Origin of the sequence: Saccharopolyspora flava, from assembly GCF_900116135.1 — a bacterium.
In the GTDB taxonomy this organism is placed as follows: Bacteria; Actinomycetota; Actinomycetes; order Mycobacteriales; family Pseudonocardiaceae; genus Saccharopolyspora; species Saccharopolyspora flava.
In genome coordinates this window covers 50332-62446 of the sequence record NZ_FOZX01000010.1, presented here as the reverse complement: position 1 = coordinate 62446, position 12115 = coordinate 50332, and the positions used below count along the sequence as shown (strand labels likewise).

General features: G+C 72.3%; 11 protein-coding genes. 4 read left to right on the top strand and 7 right to left on the bottom strand.

What is annotated here, in order from left to right; genetic code table 11:
- The first annotated feature begins 169 nt into the window (after positions 1 to 169).
- A complete protein-coding gene (locus BM424_RS23745; RefSeq protein ID WP_093422166.1) occupies positions 170 to 2059 on the top strand; it encodes a thiamine pyrophosphate-binding protein in 1890 nt (629 codons plus the stop codon).
- A gap of 18 nt (positions 2060 to 2077) precedes the next feature.
- Here the strand turns inward: BM424_RS23745 and BM424_RS23740 are convergent, their stop codons facing one another.
- From BM424_RS23740 to BM424_RS23725, 4 genes are all read right to left on the bottom strand, one after another.
- Complete coding sequence (locus BM424_RS23740) at positions 2078 to 3340, bottom strand: zinc-dependent alcohol dehydrogenase (RefSeq protein ID WP_093422164.1); 1263 nt, start codon at positions 3338 to 3340, stop codon at positions 2078 to 2080.
- A gap of 103 nt (positions 3341 to 3443) precedes the next feature.
- Entirely contained in the window at positions 3444 to 4331 is an 888-nt protein-coding gene (locus tag BM424_RS23735; protein WP_093422161.1) for a universal stress protein, read from the bottom strand.
- A gap of 244 nt (positions 4332 to 4575) precedes the next feature.
- Entirely contained in the window at positions 4576 to 5232 is a 657-nt protein-coding gene (locus BM424_RS23730) for a response regulator (protein ID WP_093422158.1), read from the bottom strand.
- Positions 5229 to 6818 carry an ATP-binding protein gene (locus BM424_RS23725; RefSeq protein WP_245776086.1) on the bottom strand — a complete coding sequence of 530 codons (1590 nt, stop codon included), beginning with the start codon at positions 6816 to 6818 and terminating at the stop codon, positions 5229 to 5231. Before BM424_RS23725 ends, BM424_RS23730 begins: the two co-directional genes overlap by 4 nt.
- 164 nt (positions 6819 to 6982) lie before the next feature.
- On the opposite strand from BM424_RS23725, the gene BM424_RS23720 reads away from it, so the two are divergent.
- The 3 genes from BM424_RS23720 to BM424_RS23710 all read left to right on the top strand — a co-directional run bounded on the left by BM424_RS23720 (position 6983) and on the right by BM424_RS23710 (position 10387).
- Complete coding sequence (locus BM424_RS23720; RefSeq protein WP_093422154.1) at positions 6983 to 8317, top strand: CitMHS family transporter; 1335 nt, start codon at positions 6983 to 6985, stop codon at positions 8315 to 8317.
- Positions 8318 to 8457: 140 nt separating this feature from the next.
- Positions 8458 to 9345 (top strand): alpha/beta fold hydrolase, encoded by an 888-nt coding sequence (locus BM424_RS23715; RefSeq protein WP_093422151.1) that lies wholly within the window; start codon positions 8458 to 8460, stop codon positions 9343 to 9345.
- A gap of 67 nt (positions 9346 to 9412) precedes the next feature.
- A complete protein-coding gene (locus BM424_RS23710) occupies positions 9413 to 10387 on the top strand; it encodes a MucR family transcriptional regulator (protein ID WP_175548238.1) in 975 nt (324 codons plus the stop codon).
- Positions 10388 to 10389: 2 nt separating this feature from the next.
- Here BM424_RS23710 and BM424_RS23705 read toward each other — a convergent pair whose 3' ends face one another.
- The 3 genes from BM424_RS23705 to BM424_RS23695 form a co-directional block, all read right to left on the bottom strand.
- A complete protein-coding gene (locus BM424_RS23705) occupies positions 10390 to 10893 on the bottom strand; it encodes a PadR family transcriptional regulator (protein WP_245776085.1) in 504 nt (167 codons plus the stop codon).
- Positions 10894 to 10914: 21 nt separating this feature from the next.
- Positions 10915 to 11226, bottom strand: coding sequence for an EthD family reductase (locus BM424_RS23700; RefSeq protein WP_093422141.1), 312 nt, complete (start codon positions 11224 to 11226; stop codon positions 10915 to 10917).
- A gap of 67 nt (positions 11227 to 11293) precedes the next feature.
- Entirely contained in the window at positions 11294 to 12037 is a 744-nt protein-coding gene (locus BM424_RS23695) for a sunset domain-containing protein (RefSeq protein ID WP_139274145.1), read from the bottom strand.
- Positions 12038 to 12115: the final 78 nt, after the last annotated feature.

Below are 12115 nucleotides of genomic sequence, written 5' to 3'. Positions count from 1 at the left end.
CGAGCGGTTCTGGGGGAACCGCGCGTTCGTCGCTGGGGGACGCAACGCGCCGCTGCTCGCTGGGGACCGGGTCGCCGAGGCGTTCCGTGCGGCCCGCGCGTGCCTCCGGTGCCGCGTCGCGGTCCTGCTCACCGCTGTCCGCGTTCATCGCAGCTGAGGGGGAAAGGCCGTGACCGACACCGTCACCGAACTCGCCGGGTGGCTCCCGATCGAGGAGGAGAACCACAGCCACCTGGGGCGGGACATCATCTTCGACTACCTCGCCCACGCCGGCGTCGACCGGCTCTACGGGGTTCCCGGCACCAACGAGATCCCGCTCATCGACGGCACCGACGTGCCGGAGAACGGGATCTCCTACGTGCCCTGCCTGCACGAGAACATCGCGCTCGGCGCCGCGATGGGCTACGCGCGGCACAAGCGCACCGAGGCCGGCGAGGTCGTGCCCGGCGCGGTGGAACTGCACGTCACACCGGGTGCCGGGCACGCGATCGGCAACCTGTTCAACGCCTACCGCTCGCACGTGCCGCTGATCGTGCTGTGCGGGCAGCAGCACAGCAACCTGCTCATCCAGGAACCGCTGCTGGGCTCGGACCTGGTGCGCGTCGCCGGGCAGTACACCAAGTGGGCCTACGAGGTGCGCGGCCCGAACGAGATCGGCATGGCGATGCAGCGCGCGCTCAAGACGGCGCTGGCGCCGCCGATGGGACCGGTGTTCCTGTCGATCCCGTGGGAGTTCCTGGTCGAGCACGGCACCGACCCGAACCGCGGCCGCTTCACCCGCATCGGCGCCGAGTTCCAGGCCCAGCCCTCGGAGCTGGACAAGGCGGCGGATCTGCTGGCCCGCTCGCGGAACCCGGTCATCGTCGCCGGTGACGGCGTCGGCGAGGCCGACGCGTGGCAGGAGCTGCGGGATCTCGCGACCACGATCGGCGCCCCGGTCTACACCGAGCAGCTGAGCAGCTACTTGAACTACCCGCCGCACCTGCCGCACGCCCGCGGGGAGCTGCCGAGCGTGCAGGAGCAGGTGCGGGAGGTGCTGGGGCGCAAGGACGAGGGCACGGTGCGCGACGCGGTGTTCCTGTGCGGCTTCAACGCCCAGGCCCAGCTGGTGATCTACAACTGGGACGAGGGACCGCTGATCCCCCGTCACCTCAAGCAGATCTACCTGCACAACGATCCGTGGCAGATCGGCAAGAACCACTGCGGGGACGCCGCGGCGCTGGGCGACATCAAGGACGCGCTGCCCAAGCTCACCTCGGCGATCCGGGACCACTCCGACTACGACCGGGGGCACGTCGCGGCCCTCAACGACGAGCTGGCGCAGGAGGATCGGACGCTCGCGGCCGAGTTCCAGGAGCGCGCCCGGGAGATTCCCGAGCGGGGCATCGCCCCGGCGATGCTGGTCGACACCCTCGACCGCGTGCTGCGGGGGCGTTCGGTGCACCTGATCAACGAGGCCTGCTCGGACACCGCGGACTTCGTGGCGGGCCTGACCTACGACTCCTCGACCAGCTACATGTCCTCGGAGGGCGGCTCGCTGGGCTTCTCAATGCCGGCGAGCCTCGGCGTCGCCGACGCGGTGCGCGGCCAGGCGCAGCCGGGCGGCAAGCAGCCGATCGTGGTCAACGCGGTCGGCGACGGCTCCGCGCTGTTCTACCTCAACACCTGGTGGACGGCGGTGCGGCTCGGGCTGCCGGTGCTGTACCTGATCACCAACAACAAGCAGTACAAGACGCTGCGCGTCGGCCTGGACGTGATGCGCAAGTCCTACGACTGGGAGCCCAGCGGCGACACCGACTACCTGCACCTCGACGGCAGGCCGGGCCTGTCGTTCGTGACGCTGGCGGCCGGTTTCGACGTCGACGGCTGCCTGGTGGACTCGGTCGCCGACCTGGAACCGAGCCTGTCCAAGGCGGTGCAGGCGGTGTCGGAGGGCAGGCCCTACGTCGTCGAGGTCCTCACCGATCCGTCGCTGCCGGACACCTCGGAGGTCGACCTCAAGCGCATCAACGGCAACACCCCGGGTCAGCGGTCGATCTGGAACTTCGGCCCGGCCTGATGTCGTGCGGAGCAGCGGTCATCGCGCCGGTGACCGCTGCTCCACGACGATCGTCTTGGTGGCGTCGCCGCGCAGGTGCTCGCCGAAGACCCGGTCGGCGGCGTCGAGCGAGCCGAGGTGCGTGGTCACCGCGGTGGTGTCGAGCGCGCCGGTGGCCATGAGCTCCAGGACGGCCGGGATCTGGGCGCGGGCGTGCGACCGCCCCAGGTGGAAGCTGATGTTGCGGCCGTACATCAGGGCCGTCGGGATCTTGGTGGTGCGGCGCATCGAGGCGATGGCCGCGCAGGTGCCGTCGGGCGCGGTCCGGCTGATGGCCGTGGCCAGGCCGGGTGCGGTGACGGTGCCGTCGACCACCAGCGGGGCGAGCGGCAGCGACGGCACGTCCTCCGGCCGGTGGGCGTGCAGGCCGAGCGCGTCGGCGTGGCGTCGCAGGTGCGGCCGGCGGTCGACGAAGTGCACCTGGCGCGCCCCCAGCGCCCGCGCGACGAGCGCGGCGTAGAGGGGCGCGCTCGCCGACAGCGGCATCCGGCGGCCGAGCTCGGCGAGGACGAGAACGGGAGCGTCGGGGTCGGCGGCGAGGATCGCGGGCAGGTGCGGGGCGACCAGCCGGTACCCGTCGGCGACGTTGTCGGCGACCGACGCGGCCGCGGCCGGGTCGACCTCGGCGGGCAGCGGGACGAGCATCCCGTCGGCGAAGGGCACCGACACCAGGTCGGCGAGCACCCCGCCCCAGTGCCCGCCGGTGACGCCGAACCCGTACATCGAGATCGGCGGGACCGCGGCGCAGTTGCCGGTCAGGCCGCGCGAGCAGGGCGCGCAGCGACCGCAGCTGATCTGGAACGGCACGACGACCTGGTCGCCCGGCCGCACCGAGGTCACGTTCTCCCCGATCTCGACGACCTCGGCGACGCACTCGTGCCCGAACTGCAACGGCAGCACGAACGGCGTCCGGCCCAGCCCCATCGCCCGGTCGAGGTCGCAGCTGGCCACGGCGATCGGGTGCACGAGCGCGGCGTCCGGTCCCGGCGACGGCGGCGCGGGAACGTCGCGCCAGCGCAACCGCCCACCGGTGGAGGCGACCAGGGCGCGCATCGTCGGAGTTCTCCGCCGCGCCGTCACGGCGGCGGTGAGCCGGGCACGCCGCTGTCCGGCGTTGCGTTCCAGCGCCACTCGCCCCAGCGACGGTCCGGCCGGAGTGGTCGCGGCACCCACGAGGTGCCGGATCCGCCCGACCGGCTTGTGCACCGGCCCCTCGGGGTAGCCGAACGCGCCAGTCCCCATGCCCAGCCTCCTCAGCGCCGAATCGAGGTCTCCCTCAGGCTGACGCGCGCACGGCGTCCGGCCCAGCCCCCATCCGGGCCGTCTCGAGCCCGCTGCCGCGGGGTCACTCGGCGGGCAGGACCGCGACCGGGCAGGGGGCTTGGTTGAGGACGGCGTGGCTGACCGAGCCCATGAAGGTGCGGCGGACCGCTCCCCTGCCGTGGCTGCCCACGACCAGCAGCGTCGCGCCGTCGGTCTCGCCGAGCAGGAGGGTGGCGGGTTGTTCCGGGCCGACGACGTGGCGGACCTGCACGTCCGGGTAGCGATCGGCCCAGCCGGCCATCGACTCGCTGAGGATCTCCCGCGCACGGTCCCGGAACTCGCTGCGATCGGCGTCCCACTCGTCGACGATGTCGAACGGGTTGAACGCCGTCTCACCCCACGAGTGGACACCCACCAGTGGCCGGTCGAGCCGCGCGGCGGTCTCGTAGGCGAAGCCGATGGCCCGCTCGCTCACCGCCGACCCGTCGACGCCCACGACCACCGGCGAGTCGGGCCGGGTCCCGGCCTGCCCGCGCACCACCACGATCGGCGCGGCCGCGCGGCGGGCCACGACCTCGGCCGCGGTCACGCCCAGCCGGTCGGTGCGCGAGCCCACCAGCGGCCCGCCCAGCACCACCAGCGCGGCGTCCCCGGCCCGCTCGACCAGGACCTCGGCGGCGTCACCGATCGGCATGTCCTTGCTGACCTGCAGGTCGGGGTCGATCTTGCGGCACTCGTCCTCGAGCGCTTCGAGCTGCTCCAGCACGGCGTTGCTCAGCTTGGTCATCACGTCGTGCTCGTCGGGGATCCGCATCGGCAGCGAGTGCTGGAACGGCCGCGCCAGGACGTGCATCAGCACCAGCGGACACCCCCGGCTCGACGCCTCCCGAGCCGCCCACCGCACGGCCTCCCGAGACGCCTCGGACCCGTCGAACCCCACCAGCACCGGAAACCGGCCACGCTCGGCCATGCGACCCACCTCCACTCGACTCGCGCCCCACCCGCATACCCGCTCCCCGACCTCCCCAACCACCACGGACGAGGGACCGGCCGCAGCCCTGTTCCCCAGTTCCGAGGGGCGCGGGAGTCACCAGTGGGCAGTTTTGGTCCGAACCGCCCGGGATCCCACCCCTGGGATCCCGGGCGGTTCGGACCAAAACTGCCCCCACCGCAGCACCACCACCTCCCGCGACCACCGACCGGGCGAGGGTTGGTCAGGCGGGTTCGTATTGGTGTTCTGGGCGGCCGCTGGCTCCGTAGCGGAGGGTCATGGTGGCGGCGCCGTCCTGGGTGAGGGCTGCGAGGTAGCGCTGAGCCGTGGCGCGGGAGATGCCGAGTTCGTCGGCGATCTCGGCCGCCGAGCGGGGGTGCGGGGCGTTGCGGAGGGCGTCGCGGACGAGCTGGGTGGTCAGGGTGGAGCGGCCCTTGGGGGTGGCGGGGCGGTCGCCCTCGCGGAGCAGGCGCAGGGCGCGGTCGATCTCCTCCTGGTCGACCGCGCCTCCGGTGACCGGCAGGCGGGCGTGGAAGCGGGCGTAGGCCTGCAGGCGCTCGGCGAGCTGCTCGGCGGTGAACGGCTTGATCAGGTAGTTCAGCGCTCCGGCGGCGAGGGCGGCGCGGACGGTGGCCGGGTCGGTGGCGGCGGTGAGCACGATCGCGTCGGTGTCGAGCTCGGCGAGCAGGGCGACGCCGTCGGCGTCGGGCAGGTAGTTGTCCAGCAGCACCAGGTCGGGGCTGCTGGTGTCGATGAGCTCGCGGGCCTGGGCCGCGGTGTGGGCGACGCCCAGCACGCGGAATCCCGGTACTTGCTCGGTGAACTCGGCGTGCACCTGGGCCACGCGGAAGTCGTCGTCCACCACGACCACACCGATCACGCTCGTGCCTCCTCGCTGGCGGGGGTTTCGAGTGCTCGCGGCATCTTCGCCACGAACGACGAGTCCGGGCCGGTCACCCACACGTCGCCGCCCAGGCCTCGCGCCGCCTGGCGGCTCAGCGCGAGGCCGAGCCCGTTGCCGTCGGGTTTGGAGGTGACGGATTCGGCGAAGATCTCCTCGCGCCGATCCTCGGGCACGCCGTCACCGGTGTCCACAACGGACACGTGCAGGGTGGTGCCGTCGGCCAGCAGGTCCACCTCGACGCGCGCGGGGCGCGCCGCGCCCACCCGGGCGGCGTCGATGGCGTTGTCGACGAGGTTGCCCACGACGGTGATCACCTCCACCGGCGCGGCCAGCGGCGTCGGGACCCAGCTGGTCTCGGCGAGCTCCAGCGCGACGTCCTTCTCCGCGGCCACCGACTTCTTCGCCGACAGGAACGCCACCAGGTAGGGGTCGCGGACGGCGTCGCCGGCCGGGCCGAGCCCGGTGATCTCGCCAAGGGTCAGCGCCTGCACGTAGTCGACGGCCTCCTCCTGCCTCCCGGTCTGCAGCAGGCCGGAGAGGGTGTGCAGGCGGTTGGTGAACTCGTGGCGCTGCGCGCGCAGCGTGTCGGCGGTGCTGCGCACCTTGTCCAGCTCGCGGTTGAGCGATTCCAGGTCGGTGCGGTCGCGCAGGGTCAGGACGCTGCCCAGCGCCACGTCGCCGCGGCTGACCGGGCGGTGCCCGACGACCAGCACGCGCTCGCCGGTGAGGGTGATGAGGTTGTCGACCTGCCCGCCGCCGAGCAGCAGTTCGCGCACCCGGGGCGGCAGGTCCAGGTCGGACACCGGTGTCCCGGGCTCCAGCGGGATGCCGAGCAGCCGCTCGGCCTCGCGGTTGCGGACCGACACCGCACCGTCGGCGTCGACGGCGAGCACGCCCTCGCCGATGCCGTAGAGCACGGCTTCGCGCTGGCGCACCAGTTCGGCGAGCTCCTGCGGTTCCAGGCCGAGCGTGCGGCGTTTCAGCATCCGGGTCAGCCACGCCGCCCCGGCGACGCCGACCAGCAGCGCTCCCCCGGTGAACGCGGCGGTGGTGCCGATGAGCCGCAGCAGCGCGGTGGTGATGTCGGCGGCGTCGAAGCCGATGCTGACCTGCCCGATCACGGCCCCGCTCGGGTCGCGCAGCGGGACCTTGCCGCGGGCGGAGTAGCCGAGCGTGCCGCGCTGGACGGCGACGACCTCGTTGCCCGCCAACGCTTCTCGCGGATCGGTGCTGACCCGCTCGCCGATCTCGGCGGGGTTGGGGTGCGACAGGCGGATGCCGTTGCGGTCGGTGACGACGACGAACAGCGCGCCGGAGGCCGCGCGGGCCCGCTCCGCTTGGTCGCGCACCGCCTGCCGGTCGCCGCGGGCGACCTCGTCGGCCAGGTCGGTGTCGGTGGCGATGACGCGGGCGGCGGTCAGCGCGCGCTGCGAGTACTGGTCGACGAGGTGGCGATCGAGCAGGGACGCGACGAGCACGAACCCGATCGCGGTGACCAGCGTGATCAAGCCGACCTGCAGCACCAGGGCCTGCCGCGCGAACCGCATCGGGCGGTGGGGCATGCCCCGACGATACGTGGTGAGCAGAACGCGCAGAACGCTGCGAACGCGGGATACGCGAACAACATCGACAACTCTCGTCAGGATGACCGGGCTCACCTACGGTTCCCCGGAACGCAACGCCGCTGTAACGAGGACCACCGGAGGTCCGCGGGGAGGAGGACGCGTTGATCGCGCTGCTCGGCTTAGGCATGGTGACCGTTTTCCTCTACCTGGTGATGAGCAAACGGCTGTCGCCGATGGTCTCGCTGATCGCCGTCCCGGCGGTGTTCGCGCTGGTCGGAGGCTTCGCCCCGGACCTCGGCGACATGATCACCGACGGCATCACCTCGGTCGCGCCGACGGCGGCGATGCTGCTGTTCGCGATCCTGTACTTCGGGATCATGATCGACGCCGGGTTGTTCGACCCGATCGCGCGCGCCGTGGTCCGGCTCACCCGCAACGACCCGATGCGGCTGATCGTGGGCACGGTCGCGCTCGTCGCGCTGGTGTCGCTGGACGGCGACGGCACGACCACGTTCATGATCACGGTCTCGGCGCTGCTGCCGATCTACCGCAGGCTGGGCGTGAGCCCGGTGATCATGACCGGGCTGGCGTGCCTGACCAACGCACTTCTCAACCTCGTGCCCTGGGGCGGTCCGGCCGCGCGGGCCGCCAGCGCGCTGCGACTCGATCCGCAGCAGCTGTTCGTGCCGATGATCCCGGCGCTGATCGCCGGTCTGGCCACCGTGTTCGTCCTCGCCTACGTGCTGGGCCAGCGCGAGCGCGCCCGGCTGCGCACCGCGACCCCGGCGCTGGTCGGTGCGGGCGGACCCGACGAGGTGGCGCCCGCGTCCTACGGCGGCGCCGACTTCGACGTGCTGGCTCCCGACCGGGAGTCGTTGCGCCCCAAGCTGTACTGGTTCAACGCCGCGCTCACGATCGCGCTGCTGACCGCGCTCATCGTCGGCGTGCTGCCGATCTCGGTGCTGTTCATGATCGGCTGCGCGCTGGCGCTGATCGTCAACTACCCGCGGCTGGAGCAGCAGCGCGACCGCATCGCCTCGCACGCCGACAGCGTGGTGGCGGTGGTCGCGATGGTCTTCGCCGCCGCGGTGTTCACCGGGGTGCTCTCGGGCACCGGGATGATCGAGCAGATGGCGCAGTACCTGCTCGCGGCGATGCCGGACGCGCTGTTCCCGTTCTTCAGCGTGATCGTGGCGGTGCTGAGCGTGCCGTTCACCTTCTTCATGAGCAACGACGCGTTCTACTTCGGCGTGATGCCGATCCTGGCCGAGGCCGGTGCGCAGCACGGCATCAGCGCGATGGAGATCGCCCGCGCCTCGCTGCTCGGGCAGCCGATCCACATGCTCAGCCCGCTGGTGCCGGCGATGTACGTGCTGATCGGGCTGGCGAAGGTCGACCTGGGCGACCACCACCGGTTCGCGATCAAGTGGGCGCTGCTGGTGTGCGCGGTGGTCATCGGTTCGGGCCTGGCGCTGGGGCTGATCTCGATCCACTGAACACCCTGAGTAGCCGCATCGCGACGCTTACTTAGGCCAAACAAGTGACACCTTGAAAGGCCAACTACCTTCCGTTACCTTCGTGGGAACGTCACGGTTCGGTCACGGCCGTGCTCCCCGAACGGAAGGCGCGGTGCTCGATGACCAGTCCACCGAGGGCCGCGACTCGCTCGGCCGCCGTCACCGCCACCGACGGAGTGCGGCTGCACGTGGAGGTCGAGGGTGATCCGGACGCCCCGGTGACGGTCGTGCTCTGCCACGGCTACCTGGCCGACAGCGCCATGTGGCTGTTCCAGCGCTCCTCGCTGGCCCGCCGCGCCCGCGTGGTCTGCTACGACCAGCGCGGGCACGGCGGCTCCGAGCTCGGCGACCTCGACCGGCTGACCCTCGACCAGCTCGGCGACGACCTCGCCGCCGTGATCGACCAGGCGGCCCCGGCCGGGCCGGTCGTGCTGGTGGGGCACTCGATGGGCGGCATGGGGGTCATGGCCTTCGCCGAGCGCCACCCCGATCTCTTCGCCGAGCGCGTCGTCGGCGCCGGGCTCGTGACCACCGCGGCCGCTCCGGTCAACGCCCGGGCCGTGCTGCCGCCGCAGGCGGCGAACCTGGTACTGGCCGCCATCGACCGGCTGCGGCTGACCCGGGTGTCCTGCCAGGCGATGCGGCGGGCCGCGCTGCTGGTGGCGCGCAGCTTCGCCTTCGCCTCGCGGGTGCCGCCGCCGCTGGTGGACTTCGTGCTCCAGCTGACCCGGTCGAACCCGGTGCACGCGCTGATCGCGCTGGTCCCGCAGTTCCTCACCCTCGACCGCCGCGCGGCCCTACCCGCGTTCGCCGGGGTCGAGACGCTGGTGATCGGCGCCGAGCAGGACCGGACGATCCCGCCGGAGCGCAGCAGCGCGATCGCCGACGCGGTGCCGGGCTCGCGACTCGCGATGATCCCGCGCTCCGGGCACATGGTGACCCTGGAGCACCCCGAGCTCGTCGACGAACTCCTGCACGGCCTGATCTCGCGGGCCCTCGCCCGCTGAGGCCAGGGCTTCCCGAAGATCGTCCGACCCGCTAGTCTCACTGTTACTAGTGAGGCGGGAGGCAGTCTTGTCGCAGTACGCACCGACCGGCGTCGTGGTCCGCGAAGGAGACCGGGTGCTGTGCCACCTGTGCGGGCAGTGGTTCCGCTCCATCCCCGCCCACCTGTCCGCGCACGGCTGGACCCACCTCGCCTACCGCGAGGCCTTCGGCCTGGAGCGCAACCAGTCGTTGGAAGGCGAGGGCACGCGTCAGCGGCGGGCGGTGGCGATGCGCACCCGGCGGCTGCGGGACCCGCACGTGCGCGCGGGGTGCGAGCAGGGCGAGGTCTGGCTGCGCAGCGGTGAGCTCACCAAGGCCGCCGCCCGCGCCTCGCGCGGCCGCAGGCAACCCGAGCAGCGCCGCGCCAAGACGCTGCGCACGCTGGCGGCCATCTCCCCCGCCGCCCGTGCCGAGGGAACCCGGCGGCAGAAGCTGGCGAAGCTGCGCGAGACCGCCCGGAACGCCGCTGCCGCACTGGGTTTCGCCGACATCGGCTCGCTGGTGCGGGACCGGGTCGCGGCCGGCCGCAGCCTGGCGGCCATCAGCCGGGAAGCGGGACTGCACAAGGACTGGCTGTGCCGCCACCTGTCCAGCGTGGACGCCGAAACAGCCCGCGAGATCGAGGGAATCGCCGCAGGTCGCCGGTTCGACGCACCGTGGCTGGCACGGATCGGCGAGTGGGGTTTCAGCTCGGTGGCCGACTACCTGCACGACCGGCACGTGCTGCAGCGCCGGTCAATCCGGGCCATCGCCCACGAGGTCGGGTTCGGGCGCGGCGCCGTCGAGACGGCCCTGGCTCGCCACGGCATCGCCAAGACCGCGCACGCCACCAACCGGGAGCGCTGCGCCGAGCGGGCCGCGCGGGTGGCCGCCGAGTTCGGCTTCGCCACCATCACCGACTACCTCGACGACCGGCGCGCGGCCGGGATGGCCTGGCGCGAGATCGCCGCCGAGTGCGGTCAGCCGCCCTCGTGGGTCCGCCGCCGCGCCGGACTGCGCTGAAACTACTCGGCCTGGGACTCCAGCTCCGCGACGAACCGCAGCGCGGCGTCGGCGCTGGTGTAGCGCCAGGTCATGAGCACTTCGGTGAAGCCGTCGCCGTCGGCGCGCTCCTGGTCGAGGGCGCTGACGATCGGCTCCAGCACCTCCCGCTGCCGCCGCAGCAGCGGGGCGCGGTCGAGATCGCGGCGGTCCAGCAGCGCCAGCTTCATCAGCAGCGTGGAGCGCATCTCCCGCACGTGCTCGACCGGCCGGTGCAGCCACTCCTCCACCGCGTCGCGCCCGGAGTCGGTCAGCGCGAACACCGTCCGCGACGGGCCGCGATCGGACTCCACACCGGACGGAGCGATGAGCTCGGCCTTGGTCAGCCGGTCCAGCGCGCGGTAGATCATCGGTTTCGGGACGTGCCAGACCCGGCCCAGCTCGCCCTGCCGCGCGGTGAGCCCGGCCAGCGCGAAGCCGTGCCGGGACTCCTCCCGCAGCAGTGCGAGCACGGTCCACTCAGGCAACGCCAAATCCACCCCGCCAGGCTAGACGGCGTCGGTGAGCTCCGAGAAAACCAGGCGAACCTTATCCGGCTCGGTGAAGCCGCCGAGGTCGGCGGCGCCCGCCTGTCCCTCCGGGGACTGCATGGCCGCGAGCGCGTCGTCCTTGCTGGCCCAGTCGAGGGTGGCGACCACGAAGTGCGGCGGGGTGCTGCCGTCGGGCATCTCGCACACGCCCCACTGGTAGGACCGCAGCTTGGGCATCTTGCTCGTGAGCACCGCGTGCACCTCGCGGTAGTGCCGCAGGAACGCCTCGGGGTCGTCGGGGTGGTCGTAGATCACGGTCATTCGGTACATCGCCTCTCCTCCCGGAGAATTCGTCCGGCCGCGTCGAGCATGCACCACCGGACGGCGTCGCCCCAGATCAGAGCGGGTTCTTGGTGCGACTGTTCCAGGCGGAGAAGCCGGCGGCTTCGGCGTCGGCGGCCGAGCGGAACCAGACGCTGGCCTTGGTCCGCTCGTAGTAGGGCGACTGCATCGTGTGGTAGCGCTTGGAGCGGGCGTTGCCCTTGACGCGGTAGTCGCTGCGCGGCGACTTACCGTTGGGCTTGGCCTTCACCGCGCCCGGGTACGGGCCCGAATCCGGCTCGTCCGCACCGGTTTCGCCCTCGCTGACCGAGTCCCGGGCCTGCTGGGCGGGGATGACGGGGACGACGTAGGCGGCGCTGAGGTCGGCGAACCCGGCTCCGGCGAGTTCGCCGCCGGACTGCTCCGAGCCGTCGTTGCCGGAGACCAGGACCGTCACCTCCAGGTCGTCGGAGGTGGCGAAGGCCGGGGTCTCGTCGGTGCGCGGGGCGGTGTTGGGGCGTTCGGGGGCGGGCAGGGACTTGGGGCGTTCGACGGGCGCCTGCTCGATGGCCTCGGGTTCCCGGACGGCCGAGAACACCAGGTGCCCGTCCTGGCGCAGCGGCCGGGACAGCAGCATCGAGCCGGCCATCGACCCGGTGGCGAAGCACAGCAGGAGCAGCACGAACGTCCAGATGACGGGCATCTGCCCGCCGATCGGGGCGAGGACGGCGAACGCGGCGGCGGCCACCAGGGCCGCCACCGCCCAGGTGATCCACTGGCGCAAGCAGGCGGTGGGAGCGCGGTGTCTTGACTTCGGCACGAAACCCTCCTGGGTCCCCTCGAGTGACAAGATCGGCTGCGCAACGTTCTAACCAGACCTGTTGCCCGCAGCCACCGG